The 22,296-nt window shown below is 72.3% G+C and carries 23 protein-coding genes; all 23 read left to right on the forward strand.

Annotated elements, in window-relative coordinates; genetic code table 11:
* Positions 1-6: 6 nt before the first annotated feature.
* The 23 genes from ABZ193_RS10530 (at position 7) to ABZ193_RS10640 (ending at position 22,266) form a co-directional block, all read left to right on the forward strand.
* The gene (locus ABZ193_RS10530; RefSeq protein WP_020418145.1) at positions 7-2,319 is read left to right on the forward strand and encodes a [protein-PII] uridylyltransferase; all 2,313 of its coding nucleotides are present in this window, start codon (positions 7-9) and stop codon (positions 2,317-2,319) included.
* 46 nt (positions 2,320-2,365) lie between these two features.
* The gene (locus tag ABZ193_RS10535) at positions 2,366-2,725 is read left to right on the forward strand and encodes a hypothetical protein (protein WP_020418146.1); all 360 of its coding nucleotides are present in this window, start codon (positions 2,366-2,368) and stop codon (positions 2,723-2,725) included.
* Positions 2,726-2,763: 38 nt separating this feature from the next.
* Positions 2,764-3,645: a Ku protein gene (locus tag ABZ193_RS10540; protein WP_354709650.1), complete on the forward strand. Its 882-nt coding sequence runs from the start codon at positions 2,764-2,766 to the stop codon at positions 3,643-3,645.
* Between the two features lie 289 nt (positions 3,646-3,934).
* Positions 3,935-4,234, forward strand: coding sequence for a YciI family protein (locus tag ABZ193_RS10545; RefSeq protein WP_020418148.1), 300 nt, complete (start codon positions 3,935-3,937; stop codon positions 4,232-4,234).
* Positions 4,231-5,094, forward strand: coding sequence for a hypothetical protein (locus ABZ193_RS10550; RefSeq protein ID WP_354709651.1), 864 nt, complete (start codon positions 4,231-4,233; stop codon positions 5,092-5,094). The genes ABZ193_RS10545 and ABZ193_RS10550 overlap by 4 nt, the downstream gene beginning before the upstream one ends.
* A 78-nt stretch (positions 5,095-5,172) precedes the next feature.
* Positions 5,173-6,699 carry a signal recognition particle protein gene (gene ffh / locus ABZ193_RS10555; protein WP_017987574.1) on the forward strand — a complete coding sequence of 509 codons (1,527 nt, stop codon included), beginning with the start codon at positions 5,173-5,175 and terminating at the stop codon, positions 6,697-6,699.
* Complete coding sequence (locus ABZ193_RS10560; protein ID WP_354709652.1) at positions 6,700-7,764, forward strand: amidohydrolase family protein; 1,065 nt, start codon at positions 6,700-6,702, stop codon at positions 7,762-7,764.
* Positions 7,765-8,431: 667 nt separating this feature from the next.
* Positions 8,432-9,097 (forward strand): hypothetical protein, encoded by a 666-nt coding sequence (locus ABZ193_RS10565; protein ID WP_354709653.1) that lies wholly within the window; start codon positions 8,432-8,434, stop codon positions 9,095-9,097.
* A gap of 117 nt (positions 9,098-9,214) precedes the next feature.
* On the forward strand, positions 9,215-9,967 hold the full coding sequence (locus ABZ193_RS10570) for a type II CAAX endopeptidase family protein (RefSeq protein ID WP_162146040.1): 753 nt from the start codon (positions 9,215-9,217) through the stop codon (positions 9,965-9,967).
* A gap of 62 nt (positions 9,968-10,029) precedes the next feature.
* The gene (locus tag ABZ193_RS10575) at positions 10,030-10,803 is read left to right on the forward strand and encodes a type II CAAX endopeptidase family protein (protein ID WP_020418153.1); all 774 of its coding nucleotides are present in this window, start codon (positions 10,030-10,032) and stop codon (positions 10,801-10,803) included.
* A gap of 175 nt (positions 10,804-10,978) precedes the next feature.
* Complete coding sequence (gene rpsP / locus ABZ193_RS10580) at positions 10,979-11,404, forward strand: 30S ribosomal protein S16 (RefSeq protein WP_020418154.1); 426 nt, start codon at positions 10,979-10,981, stop codon at positions 11,402-11,404.
* Positions 11,401-11,640: an RNA-binding protein gene (locus tag ABZ193_RS10585; RefSeq protein ID WP_017987579.1), complete on the forward strand. Its 240-nt coding sequence runs from the start codon at positions 11,401-11,403 to the stop codon at positions 11,638-11,640. The genes rpsP and ABZ193_RS10585 overlap by 4 nt, the downstream gene beginning before the upstream one ends.
* Before the next feature lie 7 nt (positions 11,641-11,647).
* Positions 11,648-12,166, forward strand: coding sequence for a ribosome maturation factor RimM (gene rimM / locus ABZ193_RS10590; RefSeq protein ID WP_017987580.1), 519 nt, complete (start codon positions 11,648-11,650; stop codon positions 12,164-12,166).
* Between the two features lie 21 nt (positions 12,167-12,187).
* Entirely contained in the window at positions 12,188-12,943 is a 756-nt protein-coding gene (trmD, locus tag ABZ193_RS10595; RefSeq protein ID WP_354709655.1) for a tRNA (guanosine(37)-N1)-methyltransferase TrmD, read from the forward strand.
* Between the two features lie 147 nt (positions 12,944-13,090).
* On the forward strand, positions 13,091-13,450 hold the full coding sequence (rplS, locus tag ABZ193_RS10600; RefSeq protein ID WP_017987582.1) for a 50S ribosomal protein L19: 360 nt from the start codon (positions 13,091-13,093) through the stop codon (positions 13,448-13,450).
* A 31-nt stretch (positions 13,451-13,481) separates the two neighbouring features.
* Positions 13,482-14,414 carry a signal peptidase I gene (lepB, locus tag ABZ193_RS10605; RefSeq protein WP_020418156.1) on the forward strand — a complete coding sequence of 311 codons (933 nt, stop codon included), beginning with the start codon at positions 13,482-13,484 and terminating at the stop codon, positions 14,412-14,414.
* A 53-nt stretch (positions 14,415-14,467) separates the two neighbouring features.
* Complete coding sequence (locus tag ABZ193_RS10610; protein WP_027931788.1) at positions 14,468-15,247, forward strand: ribonuclease HII; 780 nt, start codon at positions 14,468-14,470, stop codon at positions 15,245-15,247.
* Positions 15,244-15,567 carry a DUF2469 domain-containing protein gene (locus ABZ193_RS10615; protein ID WP_017987585.1) on the forward strand — a complete coding sequence of 108 codons (324 nt, stop codon included), beginning with the start codon at positions 15,244-15,246 and terminating at the stop codon, positions 15,565-15,567. Before ABZ193_RS10610 ends, ABZ193_RS10615 begins: the two co-directional genes overlap by 4 nt.
* A 985-nt stretch (positions 15,568-16,552) precedes the next feature.
* Positions 16,553-16,927: a YraN family protein gene (locus ABZ193_RS10620; RefSeq protein WP_237336322.1), complete on the forward strand. Its 375-nt coding sequence runs from the start codon at positions 16,553-16,555 to the stop codon at positions 16,925-16,927.
* On the forward strand, positions 16,927-18,438 hold the full coding sequence (locus ABZ193_RS10625) for a YifB family Mg chelatase-like AAA ATPase (protein ID WP_020418159.1): 1,512 nt from the start codon (positions 16,927-16,929) through the stop codon (positions 18,436-18,438). Before ABZ193_RS10620 ends, ABZ193_RS10625 begins: the two co-directional genes overlap by 1 nt.
* A 412-nt stretch (positions 18,439-18,850) precedes the next feature.
* Positions 18,851-20,014: a DNA-processing protein DprA gene (gene dprA, locus ABZ193_RS10630; RefSeq protein WP_237336321.1), complete on the forward strand. Its 1,164-nt coding sequence runs from the start codon at positions 18,851-18,853 to the stop codon at positions 20,012-20,014.
* A gap of 70 nt (positions 20,015-20,084) precedes the next feature.
* Positions 20,085-21,077, forward strand: a complete 993-nt coding sequence (locus tag ABZ193_RS10635; RefSeq protein ID WP_354709657.1) for a tyrosine recombinase XerC — start codon at positions 20,085-20,087, stop codon at positions 21,075-21,077.
* A gap of 154 nt (positions 21,078-21,231) precedes the next feature.
* Complete coding sequence (locus ABZ193_RS10640; protein ID WP_354709658.1) at positions 21,232-22,266, forward strand: FliA/WhiG family RNA polymerase sigma factor; 1,035 nt, start codon at positions 21,232-21,234, stop codon at positions 22,264-22,266.
* Positions 22,267-22,296: the final 30 nt, after the last annotated feature.

Below are 22,296 nucleotides of genomic sequence, written 5' to 3' on the forward strand. Positions count from 1 at the left end.
CACCGGATGGTCGTCGGGGGGGAACTCGCCAAGGCGGCGAACCGGTTGCTGGAAGGCCGGCACGGCAGGCTCGGTGCCTCGGCACTGCGCGCCGCGCTGGTGGACCTGTACGAGTTCTGGCTCAGCAAGGCCGCCGCGGCGGCCGGCGTGGACACCGCCGAACCCGGTGTCGCGCTGGTCGCCGTCGGCGGCCTCGGCCGCCGCGAACTCGTGCCGTTCTCGGACCTGGACCTCGTCCTCGTCCACAACCAGCACCCGGGGATCGCCGAAATCGCCGACGCGCTGTGGTACCCGCTGTGGGACGCGCGCATCGGCCTCGACCACTCGGTCCGCACGCCGGGGGAGGCCCTCCAGGTCGCCTCCGAGGACCTGCGGACCGCGATGGGACTGCTCGACGCCCGGCACATCGCCGGGGACGCCGAGCTGACCGGCAGGCTCGCCACGGCGGCGCGCGACCAGTGGCGCCGCACCGCGCGCAAACGCCTGCCGGAGCTGGCCGAGTCGACCCGCAAGCGCTGGCAGCGCAGCGGGGAGATCGCCCAGTCCGCCGAGCCCGACCTCAAGTACGGCCGGGGCGGCCTGCGTGACCTCGGGGTGCTGGAGGCGCTCGCCGTCGCCCAGCTCACCGACCGGCCGGGCGAGGAACTGCGCCAGGCCAGGGAACTGCTGCTGGACGTGCGCACCGAGATGCGGCGCGAACTGCGGCGCGACCGGGACGTGCTGTCCGGTGTGGACGCCGAGCTGGTAGCCGCCGAACTCGGGTTCGGCGACCGGTTCACGCTGGCGCGCAAGCTCTCCGGCGCCGGGCGCGCGGTCGGGTACGCGGTCGACGTCGCGTTGCGCGCCACGGCCGAGGTGCCGCGCGGGCGGTTCTCGCGCCGGCCCAGCCGCACGCCGCTGGACGACGGCGTGGTGCTGCACGGCAACGAGGTGGCGCTGGCCAGGGATGCCGTCCCGGCCAAGGACCCCGCGCTGCTGCTGCGCGTCGCGGCCGCCTCCGCCCGCACCCGCACCCCGATTTCCCACGGCACCCTGCGCACGCTCGCCGATTCGGCGCCGGAACTGCGCACGCCGTGGCCGCCCGACGCGCGGGACTCGCTCACCGAACTCCTCGGCGCGGGCGAGGGCCTGATCGACGCGGTCGAGGCGCTGGACCGCACCGGCCTGTGGGCACGCTTGTTCCCGGAGTGGGGCGCGGTGCGCGACCTGCCGCCGCGCGAGCCGGTGCACGAGTGGACCGTCGACCGGCACCTCGTGCAGACCGCGGTCGAGGCCGCGAAGCTCACCACCACGGTGTCCCGGCCGGACCTGCTGCTGCTGGCCGCGCTCCTGCACGACATCGGCAAGGGCCGCGAGGCCGACCACTCCGAGCTGGGCGCCGCGATCTCGATGCAGGTCGCCCGCCGCATCGGGCTGCCCGACTCCGACGCCGCGCTCGTCTCCGCCGCGGTGCGGCACCACCTGCTGCTGGTGCACACCGCGACCCGCCGCGACATCGAGGAGCCGAGCACCGTCGCGCGGGTGGCCAAGACCGTCGACAACGACGTGGTCCTGCTGGAACTGCTGCACGCGCTGACCCAGGCCGATTCGCTGGCCACCGGGCCCGGCATGTGGACCGACTGGAAGGCCGGGCTGGTCGCCAACCTGGTCAACCGGTGCCGCCAGGTCGTGCAGGGCAAGGGGTTCAGCCCGCCGGAGCCGCTCGACGCGCGGCGGCGCGAGCTGGTCGCCGCGGCGGTGGCGTCCGGCCGCAGCGAAGTGCTGATCACGCACGACGGCAAGATGGCCACGGTGGTGGTCGCCGCGCCCGCGCGCACCGACCTGCTGGCCCCCGCGGCCGGGGTGCTCGCGCTGCACTCGCTGGAGGTGCACACCGCGGTCCTGCGCGGCCACGACGGCGGACGGGCCGGGATCTTCACCGCGTCCCCGAAGTTCGGCTCGCTGCCCGATCCGGCGCTGCTGCGCGAGCAGTTCGCACGGGCGGTCGCCGGCGGGCTCGCGCTGGAGGCGAAGCTCGCGGCGAAGGAACGGGACTACCAGCCGACCCGGGTGTCGGCCAGGCCGAAGGTGCTGTGGTTCGACGACGAGACCAGCGGCCCGAACACGGTCGTGCTGGAACTGCGGGCCACCGACCGGATCGGCCTGCTGCACCGGGTCGCCGGCGCGCTGCAGTCCTGCGGCGCGGAGGTGAAGTGGGCCAAGGTCGCCACGCTCGGCGCGGCCGTCGTGGACTCCTTCGCCGTCTCCCCGCGCGACGGGAAGCTGGACCCGGCGTGGCGGCAGCGGGTCGAGCAGGCGGTGCTCGCCGCGGCGTCGTGATCCGCTCCGGGGTGTCGCCACGGTTTTCTTGATCGGGGGTGGCAGGATGTCGCTCGTGCCAGAGTCGACGATCCTGCCGCTCACGGTCGCCGCCGCGCACCTGGAGGCCTGCGCCGCGGAGCTGGACCGGGCGCCGGAAACCGATCTCGGGGAGATCGTCGCCGTCCTCAAACACCTCGTCGCCGGGCAGCGCCACCTGTCCGGCGCGCTCACCGGGCTCGCCGAGCGGCTCGGCGAAGCGCGGTTCGGCGCGCTGGCCGCGATGCCGTCGGCCGAAATGGCCGCGCTCGTGGAGATACTCCAGGCAGCAGGCGCCGCGTTCGGCTATTCGGCCGACGCGCTCGGCGAGAGCGAGCCGCTGGCCGCGTTCATCGCCGCGAACGCTGGTGAGAGCACCCGTTTGTAGCTGTTGAACGTCGTTCCCGCGTCGCTAACGTCGGTGGGATGCGGACAGTCTGGAAGGGCACGATCGGGGTCGGCAGCTTCGCCATCCTGGTGAAGGCGTACAGCGCCACCGAGGAGCCCGGCAGCGGTCTGCACCAGCTGCACCTGACCGACGGCGGGCGGCTGCGGTTCAAACGGGTCTGCGAGGTCGACGGCGCGGAGATCCCGGCGGAGGAGGTCGGCCGCGGCTACGCCCTGCCCGGCGGCGACGTCGTCGTCCTGTCCGAGGCGGAACTGGCGTCACTGGCGCCGGAAAGCGCTCACTCGATCCAGGTGTGCGGGTTCGTCCCGCCGTCGCAGATCGACCCGGTCTACTTCATCAAGAGCTACTACCTGGAGCCCGAGGTCCCGGCCACGAAGCCGTACGTGCTGCTGGCCGAGGCGCTGCTCACCGCGGGCCGCGTCGCGCTGGTGAAGGTCGCGATCCGGCAGCGGGAGACCCTGGGCGCGCTGCGGGTGCGCGACCAGCTGATCGTGCTCGACACGATGCACTGGCCGAACGAGGTCCGCCGTCCCGACTTCCCGTTCCTGCACGAGGACATCGACGTGCGCATGCCCGAGCTGCGGGCCGCGGCGAACCTCATCGAGAACCTCTCCGGCGACTTCGAGCCGTCCGCCTTCGCCGACGGCTACGCGGCCGCGCTGCAGGACCTGGTCGACGCGAAGGTCGAGGGCCGCGAGGTGGTCCGCCCGACCGCCGCGATCCAGGACGAGGCCGTCACCGAACTGCTGCAGGCGTTGCAGAGCAGCGCGCAGGACCGCACCGACGCCGACCAGGGCGTCGCGAAGGCCAAGGCGGCCGCGAAGAAGGCCGCGGAGGCGAAGGGCCGGGCGCGCAAGGCCACGTCGAAGGCGAAGTCGGCGCCCAAGTCGCAGCGCTGAAATCTTTTTGCCCGAACCCGCGTCACGCACCCGCGCGATGCGGGTCACACCCCTGCGCGCACGCGGTTCCTGAGTAGATCTACCTACCACTACTTGGGGGTCTTCACGCTGCCCCGTGCCTCGCGGAACCGGCAGTCTTGGGACATCACGCCACGGATGTCCGGAGGGACTCGCTGGGACTGGGGGTACGGCGAGCACCGGGGGACCGGCGGTCGCGGCGTGCGTGTGCGGGTGGCCCGGCGAGGGGGCGGGCCACCCGCACTTTCCCATGCGCGGTTGGATGTCGCGCATGCTGCATCTGCTGATCCTGCGCTACCTGGGGAGCGAGGCGGACGTGGAGCCGCACATCGCCGGCCACGTCGAGTACCTCGAGCGGCACCACGCCGCGGGCACGTTCATCGCGTCGGGGCAGACGGTGCCCGCGAGCGAGGGCGGCGCGATCCTCGCGCGTGGCGTCGACCGGGCCGCGGCACTGGCCATCACCACCGAGGACCCGTTCGTGCGGGCCGGTGTCGCCGAGTACTCCGTCACCACGATCGACGTCGGCCGCGCCCACCCGGCGCTGGCGGGGCTGGTGAGCGCGGCGTGAACACGGACGTGACGCAGAACCTCTTCGCCTTCCAGCTCCACGGCCTGGACGAACCGGTCGTCGCGAGTGCCCCCACCGTGGCGGACGACGCCCTGCGGCAGGCGTGGGCCCAGGTGCGCGCCGAGCGCCAGGTCCAGCCGGGGGACGTCGCCGCCGTGTACAGCGAGTGGGAGCCCTCCGCCGAGGACCTCGGGTTCGTGGCGCTGATGTTCCCCGGCATCCGGCAGACCTACAGCTTCGACCGCCCGGGCCCGGACGGCTGGGCGGCCGCGTTCGCCGAGGCCGAGCGAGTGCTGGCGGAGCAGGCCGCCCCCGAGCCGGAGCTGCTGCCGGTGCTGTGGAGCGCGTCGTCGCCGCGGGCCGAGGTGCTCGGTGCGGTCCCGCACCACCCGCTGGTGCCCGGCCGGTTGTCCGTCGCACTCGCCCACGTCGGCCCCACCCCGCGCGGCACCGTCGGCATGCACCACGTCACCACCCACGGCTACCAGGAGCTGGGCTCGCCGCCGTTCGCCGAGCTGATGGCCGAGGCGGGCGCGAACCTCAAGCGCGGCCTGCGCGTCACCGGCCACCGCGGCGAGCGCGGCGACCTGCTGCACCTCACCCGCGAGAACTGGCTGGCCGGCTCCGCGCTGGCGCTGGACGACTTCGCCGCGCAGATGTCCCGCAACCTCGGCACGGAGCGGCTGGTGGTCGGCCTGCCCTGCCCGGACGAGCTGTTCGTGGCCGGCGCGGACTCGGGCTGGGCGGAGGTGATCCACGAGCAGGTGCTGGGCTCCGAGTACGACACGACCGAGCTGGTCCCGTGCGTGGTGCTGCTGGAACCCGGCGGGATGCGGCTGCTCGTCGAACGGCAGGCCTGACAGGTCACCCGCCACGAGCGGCTACCCTGGTGGGACGCCGCAGGCGGACAACCACGACCAGCTGGAGCGTGCACACCCGTGTTCGACACCCTCTCCGACCGGCTCACTTCGGTCCTGCAGAACCTGCGGGGCAAGGGGAAGCTGACCGACGCCGACATCGACGCCACCGCGCGCGAGATCCGCATCGCGCTGCTGGAGGCCGACGTCGCGCTGCCCGTCGTCCGGGAGTTCATCGCGCACGTCAAGGAACGCGCGAAGGGCGCCGAGGTCTCCGAGGCCCTCAACCCGGCGCAGCAGGTCATCAAGATCGTCAACGAGGAGCTCATCGGCATCCTCGGCGGCGAGACCCGCAGGCTGAGCCTGGCCAAGAACCCGCCGACGGTGATCATGCTCGCCGGTCTGCAGGGTTCCGGTAAGACGACGCTGGCGGGCAAGCTCGCGTTGTTCCTGAAGAAGCAGGGCCACGCGCCGCTGTTGGTCGCCTGTGACCTCCAGCGCCCCAACGCGGTCACGCAGCTGCAGGTCGTCGGCGAGCGCGCCGGGGTGCAGACGTTCGCGCCCGAGCCGGGCAACGGCGTCGGCGACCCGGTGGACGTCGCCCGCCGCGGCATCGACGAGGCCAAGCACGCGCAGCACGACATCGTGATCGTCGACACCGCCGGACGGCTCGGTGTCGACGAGGAGCTGATGAAGCAGGCCGCGGACATCCGCGACGCGGTCCAGCCGGACGAGATCCTGTTCGTCGTCGACGCGATGATCGGTCAGGACGCGGTCACCACGGCCGAGGCGTTCCGCGACGGCGTCGGCTTCACCGGTGTGGTGCTGACCAAGCTCGACGGTGACGCCCGCGGTGGTGCGGCGCTGTCCGTCCGGCAGGTCACCGGCCAGCCGATCCTGTTCGCCTCCAACGGTGAGAAGCTCGAGGACTTCGACACCTTCCACCCGGACCGGATGGCCAGCCGGATCCTCGGCATGGGCGACCTGCTCACCCTGATCGAGCAGGCCGAGCAGGCCTTCGACCAGGAGCAGGCCGAGAAGGCCGCGGCGAAGCTGGGCACCGGCCAGCTCACGCTGGAGGACTTCCTGGAGCAGATGCTCGCGGTCCGCAAGATGGGCCCGATCGGCAACCTGCTCGGCATGCTGCCCGGCGCGGGGCAGATGAAGGACCAGCTCGCGCAGGTCGACGACAAGCACCTGGACCGCCTGCAGGCGATCATCCGCGGCATGACCCCGGCCGAGCGGGCCGATCCGAAGATGATCAACGGTTCTCGCCGTCAGCGCATCGCGCAGGGTTCGGGTGTGACTGTTCGCGAGGTCAACGACCTGGTGAACCGGTTCTTCGAGGCCCGCAAGATGATGCAGCAGATGGCCGGCCGCTTCGGCTTCGGCGGTGGCAGCGCGACCAAGCGCAAGAAGGGCAAGAAGGGGAAGAAGGGCAAGGGCCCCACGCAGCCCAAGGTGCGCGGCGGGTTCCCCGGCGGCATGCCGATGCTCCCGCCCGGCGGCGCCGGCGGCGGCATGCCCGACCTGTCCCAGCTGGGCGGCGGCATGAACGACGTGCCCGGTTTCGACCCGTCCAAGTTCAAGCTGCCGAAGAACAAGTAGATGCACCTGCGCGGGGTGGTGCTGCCCGACGGTGAGCAGCGCGACGTCTGGATCAGCGACGGCAGGGTCACGTTCTCCCCGGTCGAGGGCGCGCGGACCCTGGTGGCGGACGGTTTCCTGGTGCCGGGGCTGGTGGACGCCCACTGCCACCCGGCGATCGGGCCGGGCGGGCCGACGGATCTGGACGGCGCGGTGGTCAACGCGCTGGCCGACCGGGACGCGGGGACGCTGCTGATCCGCGACTGCGGCCAGCCGATCGACACCCGCCCCCTGCAGGAGCGCGCCGACCTGCCGCGGATCATCCGGTCCGGGCGGCACCTCGCGCTGCCCAAGCGCTACATCCCCGGGCTGGGCATCGACCTGTCGCACCCGGACGAGCTGCCCGCGGCGGTCGCCGAGCAGGCCGCGGACGGTGACGGCTGGGTCAAGCTGGTGGGGGACTGGATCGACCGTTCGGTGGGCGATCTCGCGCCGCTGTGGCCGGACGACGTGCTGGCCGAGGCGATCAAGGTCGCCCACGAGGCCGGAGCTCGCGTGACGGCGCACGTCTTCGGCGAGGACGCGTTGCCGGGGTTGATCAACGCGGGCATCGACTGCCTGGAGCACGGCACCGGCCTGGACCCGTCGTTGCTGGCCGAAATGGCCCGCCGGGGCACGGCGCTGGTGCCGACGCTGATCAACATCGAGAACTTCCCGGGCATCGCGGACGCGGCCGGCAAGTACCCGGTGTACGCCGCCCACATGAGGGCGCTGCACGCGAGGGTCGGCGAGCTGGTCGGAAACGCACTCGACGCCGGTGTGGCGGTCTACGCGGGCAGCGACGCGGGAGGCATGATCGCCCACGGACGGCTCGTGGACGAACTGGAAGCCCTCCACCGCGCGGGGATGACCGCGGAGCAGGCGCTCGCCGCAGGCTCCTGGGCGGCCCGGAAGTGGCTCGGACACCCCATCATCACCGAGGGCGCCCCAGCCGACTTCCTGGTCTACGACACCGACCCGCGCGAGGACCTCTCCGCCCTGCGCACACCCAGGCACATAGTCCTCCGCGGCGCGATCATCCGCTGAGGGTTCACCGACACCGCCTCCGCGGGGGCGTGGTTTGGCGGCGCCGCTTTCCCTCTGCCGCCCTGCGCCGCCGAGGCGCGCCGCTGCGCTGGCGTCCTGTTGTGCTGCCGCCCGCTCCGCGCTGCCCGAGCCGCTCCGGTCGCCCAGCCGCTGGGCGCCCTGCTGCCCGCCCTACGGCGCTGGTAGCCCTGCCCGTCTGGCCCGCTGGGCTGTGCGGGTTGCTGCCTGGCCTGCAGGGCTGCCCGCTCTGCCCGTCTGGCTCGCTGGGCTGTGCGGGTTGCTGCCTGGCCCGCTGGGCTGCCCGCTCTACCCGGCTGGCCCGCAGGGCTGCCCGCTCTGCCCCGGGTTGCTGCCTGGCCCGCAGGGCTGCCCGCCCTCTGCACGGTTCGCCCCTGGCCCCCCGCCGCCCTCGCCTGCCCAGCCGCCCCGCTGCCATACCGCCTGCCGTCCTGCTGCACCTGCCGCCCGCGCCGCCCCAGCACCCGCCGCCCTGCCGATCAGCTCATCAGCTGCCCCACTGGGCCCCAAGCACCGGCCAGCAGGCGCCGTCGCGCCCCGCCGATCCGCTCCCCAGCACCCAACGCGAGCCCCCGCCCCCCTTCCCTCTCCGCCACTGACGGCCGAAATGCCGCTACCGTCCCGATCGATCCTTGAACAAGATGTCCGAGTGAAGATCATCAAGTCGCTGGGACTGCTCTACGCGGTCCCGCTGGCCCTGCTCGTCGTCGGCGTCGTCGGCGGGCTCGTCCTGGGGGAGGGCGTCTACCTGGCGGCCTTCGGGGTGGGTGCGGCGGCCACGCTCGCCGCCGTCTTCGCGCTGGTCGTCGCCCGGATGAACGGCCGCGCAGCCGCCGACTGGAAGCGGGTCACCGTCGCGACGGTCGTGCTGGTCGTCGCCGGCCTGCTCCCGCTGCGCGCGGAACTGTTCGGTGGCCCGGACCTGCTGACCGCCGAGGGCCTGGAGACCGGCGTCGAGGAGCTGCGCAGCGTCGCCACCACCTACGACGCGATCCACATCGAGCACGACGTCATCCGCGGCCAGCGCGGCGACCGCGCGGTGATCTACCGCGACGGCGACCTCTCACCGGCCCCGGGCGACGCGGCAGGGCCGGATCCCGACTACGCGTTCGCCCTGGACGAGGTCGACTTCGGCGCGGTCCCGGGCCTGATCGACCAGGCGCGCCAGCGCTACCCCGACGCCACGGACGTGCTGCGCGTCGAGGTGACCCGCCCGCGCCGCGGGGAACCGGTCGAAATCAGGGTGCACGTCGGGCGGTCGGGCGCCGAACGTCGCGGAGAGCTCGTCGCCGACGCCTCCGGCAACCCCCGCTAGCGCCGCACCGACCGCGCTCGCCACACCGGTACCCGGTCGCCGTCGGCCTGCGGATCCGGTGACACCGCTCACGCCCCGGGGTCGATTGATCGCGCCCAGCCACATAGCCTGAACTCCATGAGCGCGTCGAGGGTGGGCCAGGGCATCGGCGAGGACGTGCGGAACCGGTTGGTCTTCGGCGCCCACTGGGGTTTCGTCGCGTTCTTCGCCGGCCTCGGCGGCTACCACCTCGTCACCGTCGTGATGACTGCGTTGCGTTCCGGGCAAGCCAGCGTCGACCCGCTGGAACTGCTCGACGTCGGTCCGGTGCTGTTGCTCGCGTTCGTGCCCAGCGTCCTGCTCGGCCTCGCCCCGCTGGTCGCGTCGCGCCGTTGGGGGAGCGGGCCGCGGCGCGACTTCGGCTGGCTCCCGACGCTGCGCGACGTCAAGGTGGGCCTGGCCTGCGGTGCGCTCGCCCTGCTCGCCGGCTACCTGGTGAACCTGGTGCTGCTGGGCATCTACGGCACCGACCGCGTCTCCGACAGCCCGCTCACCGACCTCGCCGAGGACGGCGGCCGGGACGAGTTCGTCTGGCTCGCGCTGGCCGCGCTCGTCGTCGTGGTCGCCACGCCCATGGCCGAGGAGCTGCTGATGCGCGGCTCGCTGTGGGGAGCGCTCGAGCACCACCGCGTCCCGCAGTGGGTGATCCTCGTGCTCACCGCGGTCGTCTTCGCCTACCTGCACGGCGAGCCGACCCGCACGCTGGCGCTGCTCGCGCAGGGGCTGGTGATCGGCGCGGCCCGCTGGCGGACCGGACGGGTGGGGGCGAGTTTCGTCGCGCACGCGGCGAACAACCTGGCCCCGGCGTTGCTGCTGTTCACCGGGTCCTGAGCGGAACGACCATGGCGACTAGGCTCGGTAGGTGCTGGGCGAGGATCAGAGGGAGGCGAGCCGTGACGGCACATCCGGGCGAGCTCGATCCGCCTGATCTGCCGGCCACCGCGGAGCCGGCGCCGTCGCACCGCTGGGGGTTCGGCGCCTTCCTGGTCGTCGAGGCCGTCCTGCTGGCCTCCGCCGCGTTCGTCAGCGTCCTGCTCGGCCCGGCGCCGCCCGGTCAGCCGCTGCCCGCGCGGGACGTGCTGATCGGCACGATGGCCCCGACCGTCCTCGCCGCGCTGGTCGCCATCCTGATCACCAAGGTGCGCGGCAACGGGCCGCTGGCCGACCTGCGGTTGTCCTGGCGCTGGGACGACGTGAAGCTCGGCCTCAAACTCGGCTCGTTCGGGCTGGTCCTGACCACCGTGAGCGCGTTCATCTGGACCCAGGCGGTGGGCGAGGCGAACGCCGGCTCGGCGATCAGCGCCCTGGTCGAGGAACAGCCGATGTCGGTGAGCGCGGCGATCGTGATGTTCGCCTACCTGTGGCTGCTCGGGCCGATCTGCGAGGAGGTCATCTACCGCGGCCTGCTGTGGGGCGCGGTCGAGCGGCTGCACTGGGGCCAGGAGAAGTGGGCGCGGCTGGCGGCGTTCCTGCTGTCCACCGCGGTGTTCGCGGCCAGCCACCTGGAGCCGCTGCGCACCACGCTGCTGCTGGTGATCGCCATCCCGATCGGCCTGGCCCGGTTGTTCACCGGCCGCCTGCTCGGCAGCATCGTGGCGCACCAGATGAACAACTTCCTGCCCGCCGTGGCGATGCTGCTCACGGCGCTGGGCGTCATGGCGATCTAGACGCCGCCTGCGAGCCACGCGAACGGGTCTGGCAGAATAGTCGCTTGCCTGCTGCGGCCGGGCCCTCTCACCGTGCCGTGGCGACCGAAAGCTTCGGGTACTCGTCCGGTGTCCCCACACGGATCGTGACCCGACACCCGCGAGCACGCAGAGAACCAAGGAGTACCCACACACCGTGGCCGTCAAGATCAAGCTCCAGCGCCTCGGCAAGATCCGTGCGCCGTACTACCGCATCATCGTCGCCGACGCCCGCACCCGCCGGGACGGCAAGGCGATCGAGTCGATCGGCAAGTACCACCCGAAGTCCGAGCCGAGCTTCATCGAGGTCGACTCCGAGCGCGCCCAGTACTGGCTGGGTGTCGGCGCGCAGCCGACCGAGCCGGTGCAGCGCATCCTGGAGATCACCGGTGACTGGCAGAAGTTCAAGGGCCTGCCGGGCGCCGAGGGCACGCTGAAGACCGCCGCGCCGAAGCCGACCAAGGAGGAGCTGTTCAACGCGGCCCTCGCGGCTGCCGGTGACGAGCCCGCCAACGAGGCCACCACCCCGAAGAAGAAGTCGGCCAAGAAGGCCGACGACGAGGCGGCGAAGGACGAGGCGTGAGCTTCCTCGCCGACTCCCTCGAACACCTGGTGCGGGGGATCGTGGACAACCCGGACGACGTCCGGGTCGACCTGATCACCACCCGCCGCGGTCGCACGCTCGAGGTCCACGTCCACCCGGACGACCTCGGCAAGGTCATCGGCCGTGGCGGCCGGACAGCGACCGCGCTGCGCACCGTCATGGGCGGCATCGGTGGCCGCGGCGTCCGCGTGGACGTCGTCGACACCGACCGCTGACCCATCCGTGGACGTCGTCGTCGGGCGGGTCGCCAAGGCCCACGGTGTGCGCGGTGAACTCGCCGTGGACATCCGGACCGACTCGCCCGAGGAACGCTTCCGCGACGGCGCGACGGTGACCGCGCGTTTCCGCGACGGCACCACGCGCCCGCTGACCGTCGCAGCCGCCCGCCCACACAGCGGGCGGCTGCTGGTCACGTTCGAGCAGGTGGTGACGCGCGAGGCCGCCGAGGCCCTGCGCGGCGCCCTGCTGCTCGCCGACACCGCCGACCTCCCGCCATCGGACGACCCGGACGAGTTCTACGACCACGAACTCGAGGGTCTGCGCGCCGAGCTGAGCGACGGCGAGGTGATCGGCACCGTCACCGAGGTCGTGCACGCCCCGCACGGCGAGCTGCTCGCGCTCGACCGCGACGGGCGCACCGTCCTCGTGCCGTTCGTGCAGGCCATCGTCCCCGTGGTGGACGTCAAGGGCGGCCGCGTCGTGGTCGATCCGCCCGAGGGCCTGCTCGACGACGCCGGCTGACGGGCTGGTTACGCTCGCGCCGTGCGGATCGACGTCGTCACCATCTTCCCCGAATACCTGGACCCGCTGCGGGCCGCGCTGCTGGGCCGCGCCATCGAGCGCGGGCTGATCGAGGTCGGGGTGCACGATCTGCGGGACTGGACCCACGACGTGCACCGCGCGGTCGACGACGCGCCCTACGGCGGTGGTCCGGGCATGGTCATGAAGCCCCAGGTCTGGGGCGACGCGCTGGACGCGGTGTGCGGTCCGGAGACCCGGCTGGTCGTGCCGACCCCGGCGGGCCGCCCCTTCACCCAGGAGATGGCGCACTCGTACGCCCGCGAGAAGCACCTCGTGTTCGCCTGCGGCCGCTACGAGGGCATCGACCAGCGCGTGATCGACGACGCCGAACGCCGGATGCCGGTCGACGAGGTGTCCATCGGCGACTACGTGCTGGTCGGTGGCGAAGCCGCGGTGCTCGTCATGGTCGAGGCCACGGTGCGGCTGCTGCCCGGCGTGCTGGGCAACCCCGTGTCGGCCGAGCAGGACTCCTTCTCCGACGGCCTGCTCGAAGGCCCCAGCTACACGCGCCCCGAGGTGTGGCGCGACCTGTCCGTGCCCGAGGTGCTGCGGTCGGGCAACCACGCGCTGATCGACCGCTGGCGGCGCGACCAGGCCCTCGAACGGACCCTCCTGCGCCGCCCCGATCTCCTCGACCGGTTGCCGGAAGGTACGCTGGACCAGCGCGATCTCGCCGTGCTCGACCGTGTCCGGTCCGAGCAGCGGCAGGCCGGGTGATCCGGCCGGGGACGCGTCTGCAATACTTGACAGGTTGGCCGTGCCAGTGGTGCGTGCCTGCCACAAGCCCCCGGGTCGCCTGCCGTAAGTGAGCGTGCGCGTGCTCGGATGACTGCCAGACAGACGAAGGACGAGGACGGACTCCCGATGAACACCCTGGACGCCCTGGACGCTCAGTCGCTGCGTTCCGACATCCCGAACTTCCGCCCGGGTGACACGCTGAAGGTGCACGTTCGCGTCATCGAGGGAAACCGTGAGCGTGTTCAGGTTTTCCAGGGCGTCGTGATCCGCCGCCAGGGTGGCGGTATTCGCGAGACCTTCACCGTGCGCAAGGTTTCGTTCGGTGTCGGTGTGGAGCGCACTTTCCCGGTGCACAGCCCGAACATCGCGAAGATCGAGGTGCACAAGCGCGGTGACGTGCGTCGCGCCAAGCTGTACTACCTGCGCGAGCTGCGCGGCAAGGCCGCCAAGATCAAGGAGCGCCGCGAGGCTCCGACCGCGTCCTGAGGGATCGGACGTTCTCCGATAGCCTGGCGAAGTGGTCGAACCTGTGCCCTCCAGCGCCGCTGAGGACGAGCCCGAACGCCCGGAACCGGACGAGAGTGCCGATGCCGGCGCAAATGGGAAACGGCGCCGCCGTAAACCCAAGAAACAGCGCTCGTTCTGGGTCGAACTCCCGATTCTGATCGTCGTCGCGCTGGCGCTGGCATTCGTGTTCCAGCAATTCCTGGCGCGGGTCTACACGATTCCTTCGGGGTCGATGGAGACCACGCTCCACGGGTGCACCGGGTGCTACGGCGACAAGGTCCTCGTCGACAAGATCACCTACGACTTCACCGACCCCGAACCGGGTGATGTCGTGGTGTTCAAGGGCCCGGAGCCGTGGGTGGAGAACGAGGTCGCGACCGAGCGGTCGGGTAACGCGGTCGTGCGGTTCTTCCAGAACATCGGCTCGGTGTTCGGGCTGGCGCCGCCGGACGAGCGCGACTTCGTCAAGCGGATCATCGCGACCGGTGGCCAGACCGTCGAGTGCTGTGACGCCCAGAACCGGGTCGTCGTCGACGGCAAGGCCCTCGACGAGCCCTACATCCACTGGCAGAATCCGGACAACCAGCGGCAGGAGCCGTTCGATCCGGTGACGGTGCCGGACGGCTACGTCTGGGTGATGGGCGACAACCGCAACGACTCGTGCGACTCGCGCTGCCAGGGCGGCGGCGGGGTCCGCGGTGCCGTCCCGGTGGACAACATCATCGGCAAGGCACGCATCATCGTGTTGCCACCCAGCCGGTGGGGCGGGGTCAGCGACCACAACCCGCAGGCCGCCGCGCAGCCGGCCGCGCTCGGCATGAGCGCTCCGGCGTGGCAGGAAGGCGTTCCGCTCGGGTTCGGGGTCGTCGCCGCGTGGCCCGCGGTGTGGGGCGGACGGCGACTGGGCTCGAAGGTGCGCGAGGCGGTCGAGCGAAAGCGGTAACCAGGTTGGGTAGGTCTTCGGCGGTTCTGGCCTCCTTTCGCCCGCCCAGGGCGATCGTCCGGGGTGAGACGGCGTGGGGTCTGCAGTCGGCGCTCGACCGGCGTGGTCTCGGCCCGGTGGCCGGGGTCGACGAGGCGGGCCGCGGGGCCTGCGCGGGTCCGCTGGTGGTCGCGTCGTGCGTGCTACGGCCGGGGGACGCGGCCCGGCTGGCGGAGCTGAACGACTCGAAGCTGCTCACCGCGCTGGCCAGGGAGCGGGTCTACGAGCGGCTCCTGGTGCGCGCCCTGGACTACTCGATCGTCGTCATTTCGCCCGAAGAGGTGGATCAGCTCGGCATTCATGTCACGAACATCGAGGGCATGCGCCGGGCGGTGGCGGGGTTGCGGGAGTGCCCCGGGTACGTGCTGACGGACGGTTTCAAGGTGCCGGGTCTGCCGGCGCCGAGCGTGCCGGTGATCAAGGGGGACCGAGCGGTCGCGTGCGTGGCGGCCGCGTCGGTGCTGGCCAAGGTGACGCGGGACCGGATCATGGCCGAGACGCACCTGGAGTACCCGATGTACGGATTCGATGTGCACAAGGGGTACACGACCGCGGACCACGGCGCGGCGCTCGTCGAACACGGGCCGTGTGAGGTACACCGGTGGTCGTACACCAATGTGGCAGCGGCGGCCGCCGCCCACGGTCTGCGACCACCGCGGAAGGTCATGCTCACCGCTGCTGCATTGGGGCAGTCCGATGCTCCGGTACGTGCTCTGGAGGGCACCGTGGTTCAGAATGGGAGTTCCGCCGCCGGAGACCGGTCGAACTCGCGAGGAGGGGCGCGGATTTCATGAGCGCAGAGGATCTCGAGAAGTACGAGACCGAGATGGAGCTGTCGCTGTACCGCGAGTACCGCGACATCGTCAGCCAGTTCTCGTACGTGGTGGAGACCGAGCGGCGGTTCTACCTGGCCAACGCGGTGGACGTGCAGGTCAGGGACAGCGGGGGAGACGTCTACTTCGAGGTCCGCATGTCCGACGCGTGGGTGTGGGACATGTACCGCCCTGCCCGGTTCGTCAAGAACGTCCGCGTGATCACCTTCAAGGACGTGAACGTGGAGGAGCTGGAAAAGCCAGAGCTGAGGCTCCCCGAAGAGGGCCCGTTCTCCAGCTGACACCCCAAGCTCGACGAGGGACGTCCCCCAGCGGGACGTCCCTCTTCTTTGACCGCCGCACCGCACCGGCCGTCTGCCCCTTGCGCCACCTACCCGGGCCTGCCCCCTGGCGCCCCCCAGCGGCCGTCCGCCTCCTGGCGCGACCCCCAGCCGTCCGTCCCCGGCGCCACCCACCGGCCGTCTGCCTCCTGGTGCGACCCCCAGCCGTCCGTTCCCGGCGCCACCCACCGGCCGCCCGCCTCCCGGCATCACCCAGCGGCTGTCTGCCCCTGTCGTCGTCTACCTGGCGTCTGCCTCCTGGCGCGAGCCACCGGCCGTCTGCCTCCCGGCGTCGCCCAGCGGCCGTCTGCCCCCTGGGGCGACCGAACAGCCGTCCGCCCCGGGCGCCCCCCCAGCGGCCGTCTGCCCCTGGCGCCACCCACCGGGGGTCTGCCTCCCGGCGTGACCTCACCGGCCGTCGGCCTCCCGGCGCGCCACACGGCCGTCCGCCACCTGGCGCGCCACACGGCCGTCCGCCACCTGGCGCGCCCCAGCAGCCGTCCCCCGGCGCCACCCACCGGGGTCTGCCTCCCGGCGCGACCTACGGGTCCGCCTCCCGGCGTGACCTCACCGGCCGTCGGCCTCCCGGCGCCCCCCACCAGCCGTTCCCCCGGCGCCACCCACGTCTCGACTCTGCTCCTGCCCTCACTCCGGGCGCGGCGCGGCCCGTTTCCCATCTCGACCCGGATCCCGACCGCTGCCCGGGCCTTTCCCGCCTTCACCTGGGCTCCCGGCCGCCCGCGCGCCTCCAACCCCAGCTCTCATCTCCCGCCCGCCGCCCCTACCACCCGGGACCGACATTTCCGCCCCACCGAGCCGCACCCCACCGCGGTTTGTCCACAACACCTCACTTGTCCACAGGCCCGGCAACTCGCTCTGTCGGCGAAACCGCAGGTCATGGCACCGTCGAAGGCAGTGAACGACCACCGACCTTGGGGGACCAGCCATGACCACCGCGGCCAGACCCGCCCGCCACCTGACACTCGGCCGCCGGGGCGAGGACATCGCCGCGCGCCACCTGCAGAAGCTCGGCTTCGTCGTGCTGGCCAGGAACTGGCGCTGCCGCCAGGGCGAGCTCGACCTCATCGCCACCAACGGCCGCACCCTGGTCATCTGCGAGGTCAAGACCCGCACCCGGGAGAGCTTCGGCGATCCCGCGGAGGCGGTCACCGAGGACAAGGTCGCCCGCATCCGGCGCCTCGCCGGGCAGTGGTTGAGCATCCACCGCGTCGGCTGGTGCCGGGTCCGCTTCGACGTCGTCGCGGTCTACGCGGATGGCGACGGCGAGCCCCGCGTCCGCCACATCCCGGGAGCGTTCTGATGCCGCTCGGACGCGCCTGGTCGGTGGCACTCGTCGGCCTCGACGGCCGCCTGGTCGAGGTCGAGGCCGACCTGGGCGGTGGCCTGCCCGGGATCAAGATGATCGGCCTGCCCGACGCCGGCCTGCGCGAAGCGAAAGACAGGGTCCGCTCGGCCATCCGCAACTCGGGCCAGCACTGGCCGGAGGACAAGCTCACCCTCGGCCTGTTCCCGGCGAACCTGCCCAAGCTCGGTTCTGGCTACGACCTCGCGATCGCGGTGGCCATCCTCGCGTCCGCGGGCAAGGTCCCGGCCACTCGGCTGCTCGGCACGGTCCTGCTGGGCGAGCTGGCGCTCGACGGCCGGGTGCGCGAAGTCCGCGGAGTCCTGCCCGGCCTGCTCGCGGCGCGCAAGGAAGGGATCAAGCGCGCGATCGTCCCGTCCGGGACGCTGTTCGAAGCTGCACTGGTCGACGGCCTCGAGGTCTACGGCGCGGCGAGGCTGCGGGACGTCCTTGCCTGGCTCGAGGGCGAAAACGCCCTGGCCCGGCCAGAGCCACCCACCGAGAGCGAGCCGCCCAAGGGGCTGGATCTGGCGGACGTCGTCGGCCAACCCGAGGCGCGCTGGGCGCTCGAAGTGGCGGCCGCAGGCGCGCACCACCTCCTCCTCACCGGTCCGCCGGGCGTGGGGAAGACCATGCTCGCCAAGCGACTGCCCGGTCTCCTGCCCATGCTCTCGCCGGAGGAGTCGCTCGAAGTCACTGCCGTGCATTCGATCAACGGCAAACTGACACCCGAGTCCCCGCTGATCAAAGTCCCGCCGTTCGTCGCGCCGCACTACTCGGTGTCCGAGGCCGCGCTCATCGGTGGCGGCGCGGGCATCGCCACACCGGGCCTGATCAGCCGCGCCCACCGCGGGGTCCTCTTCCTGGACGAAGCGGCGGAATTCGGATCGCAGCGGCTGGACTCCCTGCGCACGGTCCTGGAGGAGGGCGAGGTCAGCATCGCCCGCGCCCGCGGTTCGGTCCGCTACCCGGCGCGCTTCCAGCTCGTGATGGCCACTAACCCGTGCCCGTGCGCGCCACCCCGCGAAACCGACTGCACGTGCTCACCGACCGAGCGCCGCCGCTACCTCAGCAGGTTGTCCGGCCCGCTGCTCGACCGCGTCGATCTGCGCGTCCGGCTCCGCCCGATGACGGCGATGGGCCGCCACGAGAGCAGCGAGCCCGAGCCGACGGAGGTGGTCCGCAAACGTGTCCTGGCCGCCCGCGACCGCGCCGCCGCCCGCTGGAGCGAGCACGGCTGGAAGACCAACGCCGAGGTCCCCGGCCCCGCCCTGCACCGCGAGTTCGCCCTCCCACCCACGACGACAGCCCTGCTGAACCGAAGCCTGGAACGCGGCACGGTGACCGCCCGGGGCGTCGACAGGTGCCTCCGGATCGCCTGGACGCTGGCCGACCTCGCCGACGCCGACGAACCCCAAGCCGACCACGTCGCCGCCGCGCTGGAGTTCCGAGACCGGAGGGCGGCATGAGCCCTCGACGTTCGCTGCGCAACCTCGGCCCTGGCCAAGGCGCAGGCAGTTCACACACGGAGGGCTGCACGAGCCTCCGCCACTCCTCCGCACCGCTCAGGCACCGGCCATGGCGCGCGTCGTCGCCCGTGCTTCGGTACCGGGCATTCGGGGAGGGCCGCATTAGCCCTCGGACCTCACCGCTTGCCACGGCTCATCTCACAACCCCGGTTCTGACACCGGCATCCGTGACGGGCCGCATGAGCCTTCAACGTTCGCGCCGCGCCACCTCGGCACTGGTCAGGAGCATGTCGCCATCCGGCCTCCACGGAGGGCTGCAAGAACCTCTGACATTCCTCTACACCGCTCCGGCACCGGCCGTGGCGCGCCTCGTCCCTGCTCCCGCACCGAGACGCCACGCGGGGAGGGCCGCATGACGACCACCCCCGAGCCCGTCAGCGCCAAGCTCGACGCAGAGCGCCTTGCCCGCTCCTACCTGGTCCGTGTCGCCGAGCCGCCGGCACCCGCCGTCGTCGACTTCGTCGCTCAGCACGGACCCGTCGCGGCGGCTGAGGCGATCCGCGCCGGCGACTGTCCCAACCGCGTCCGCGACGAAACCGAGGCCCGCCGCACGCACGACCACGCCCAGCGCGACCTCGACGAAGGCGCTCGCCTCGGCATGCGGCTGCTGATCCCGGAGGACGACGAGTGGCCGGGCTGGCCGCTCCTGTCCCTCCAACTCGCCGCCAGCCGTGGTGTGCAGGGCGTCGCCCCGCCGCTCGCGTTGTGGGTGCGCGGCCAAGTCCGCTTCGACGAGGCCACCGAGCAGGCCGTGGCGATCGTCGGCGCGCGAGCAGCCACCGGCTACGGCGAGCACGTTGCGGGCGACTTCGCCTCCGCGTTAGCCGGCCAGGGCGTGTCAGTCTTCTCCGGCGCCGCGTACGGGGTCGACGGCGCGGCACACCGCGGCGCCCTCTTTGTCGGCGGCACCACGGTCGCGTTGCTCGGCTGCGGTCTCGACGCCGGGTACCCCGCTGGGCACGTCGTCCTGCTCGACAAGATCGCCGAGCACGGCGGTCTCGTCGTCAGCGAGTACCCGCCGGGCACACCGCCGGCCCGCCACCGCTTCCTCGTCCGCAACCGCCTCATCGCCGCGCTCAGCGAGGGCACCATCGTCGTGGAGGCGGGCCGCCGCAGTGGCGCCCGCAACACCGCGACCACGGCCGGCGCGCTCGGCAAGGTCGTGATGGCCGTGCCCGGGCCGATCACCTCCGCGTTGTCGATCGGCTGTCACGAACTGATCCGCGAGTCCGGCGCCACCCTCGTGGCCTCGGTCGACGACGTGATCGAAACCGTCGGGCGGCTGGGCACTCCCCGGCCCGAGAAGGTCCGCTCGAAACGGCCGACGGACGGTCTCGGGCCGGACGCCCTGCGCGTCCACGAGGCGCTCGACCGGCGCGAGGGCAAATCCGCCGAGCAGGTCGCCACCGAATCCGGGGTGCCGGTCGCCCGGGTCCGGGCGCTGCTGCCCGCCCTCGAACTCGACGAGTTCGCCGTGCGCTGCGAGAGCGGCTGGCGTCGCAGGTCGAGGAGGTGATGCGATCGTCATCTGCCGCCGGTGTGGCGATGCTTGACCGCACGCGTCCCTTCGCGCAGCGTGAACAACCATGTCCGCACGGGAATCTCGGGGCCGCAAAACGGACCTGCACGCCCTCCGGGACGCCCTGCCGCGCGCCGCCGCCGAGCTGGTCGACGCCTACGAACGCCACCTCGGGCTCGAACGAGGGCTGTCCCCGCACACGGTGCGCGCGTATGTCGGGGATGTGGTGTCCCTGCTGGGGTTCCTGCACGGTGAGGAGCCGCAGCCGGACGTCGCCGCGCTCAAGGGCCTGGACATCGGGACGCTGCGGGCCTGGCTCGCCGACCAGCGCAACGGGGGAGCCGGCCGGACCACCCTCGCGCGGAGAGCGGCCTCGGCACGGACCTTCACCGCCTGGGCCCGTCGCCAGGGCGCGCTCGACCACGACCCGGGTGCGAAGCTGGTCGCGCCACGCGTGCACCGGACCCTGCCGCCGGTGCTGCGGCCGGACGAGGCCGAGGACGTCCTGACGGCCGCGGGCAGCGGCGCGGCGCAGCAGGAACCGGTCACCTTGCGTGATCTCGCTGTCCTCGAGCTGCTCTACGCGACGGGTGTGCGGGTGTCCGAGCTGTGCGGGCTCGACGTCGACGACGTGGACTTCGGCCGCAGGCTCGTCCGTGTCCTCGGCAAGGGCGGCAAGGAGCGCATGGTCCCGTTCGGCGCGCCGGCCGACCGCGCGTTGCGCGGCTGGCTCGACCACGGCCGTCCGGCGGTGGCGGGTGCGGTGGCGAAGCCGCACGTGTCCGCGCTGTTCCTCGGCGTCCGGGGCGGCCGGCTGGACCCGAGAACGGTCCGGCGGGTGGTGCACGAGGCCCTCGACGCGGTGCCCTCGGCGGCCGACATGGGTCCGCACGGACTGCGGCACACCGCGGCAACGCACCTGCTGGAGGGCGGTGCCGACCTTCGCAGCGTTCAGGAGCTACTCGGTCACGCTACGCTTGCCACGACACAGCTCTACACCCACGTGACCGTCGAGCGGTTGAAGGCGATCCATGACCAAGCCCACCCCCGATCCCGATGACCTCGGAGGACGGCAGGCAGGATCGTTGACACCGCCCGTCCCGTACGAGCCCGGAGAACGACCTGAGCCCGCTACCGAGAACGGTTTCCGTGTGACGGCCGATTTGCGAGCTACCCCTGCCCGCCCTGCTCCCGAGCAGGCCGGACACCCGACGCTGCCCGAGTCCGAACCGGACAGTGGGCTTCGGAGCGACCCCGCCGGCGCGCCCATTCCGGACCTCGGTCCTCGGAGTGACGCGCTCGCGACTGATGCTGAGGCGCAGGCCGGGGCCAACCCGAGCGGCGATTCCCAAGCCGGTGCAGGGACACCCGGCGGCGCGGAAGCGTCTGCGACCACTGGCGCGGTCGCGGACAGTGAGGCGCAGGCCGGTGGCACGGCGGGCACCAGCACCGCTCCAGTCGGTGGGTCGGCCGCCCGGAGCGCGGGAGACGGTGACTCCGCGATCCAGGCGGTGTGGCGCGAGTTCCGTGAACGCCCGGAGCAGCGGCTGCGCGAGCGCCTGGTCCTGCACTACGCGCCGCTGGTCAAGTACGTCGCCGGGCGGGTCGGCACCGGGCTGCCCACGCACGTCGACGTCAGCGACCTCATCCAGTCCGGCATCTTCGGCTTGATCGACGCCATCGAGAAGTTCGAACCCGAGCGCGGCCTGCGGTTCGAGACCTACGCGATGCAGCGGATTCGCGGCGCGATCCTCGACGACCTGCGCTCGCAGGACTGGGTGCCTCGCGTCGTGCGCAGCCGCGCCCGCGAAGTGGAGCGCGCGCTCGAACGTCTCGGCGGCCGGCTGCGCCGCACCCCGACCGACACCGAGGTCGCGGCCGAGCTGGGCATCACCCTCGACGAGCTGCGTGACCTCTACAGCCAGCTCCAGCTGACCAGCGTCGTCGCGCTCGAGGACCTCATGGCGGCAGGCCGGGAGAGCGGTTCGCTGGTCGACACGCTCCCCGACGACGACGCCATCGACCCCGTCGCCGTCCTCGTCGACCGGGACAACCGCCGCCAGCTCGCCGAGGCCATCGCGCAGCTCACCGAACGCGACCGGATCGTGGTCAGCCTCTACTACTTCGAACGGCTGACGCTCGCCGAGATCGGTCGCGTCCTCGGCGTCACCGAGTCGCGGGTCAGCCAGCTGCACACCCGCGCGGTCCTCCGGCTGCGGGCTCGGCTCACGGAGCAGGCCGGGGTCTAGCCGGTCCACGGCTTCAGACGGATCGCCGAG

This window comes from Amycolatopsis sp. NPDC006125 (genome assembly GCF_040614195.1).
Classification (GTDB): Bacteria; Actinomycetota; Actinomycetes; order Mycobacteriales; family Pseudonocardiaceae; genus Amycolatopsis_E; species Amycolatopsis_E tucumanensis.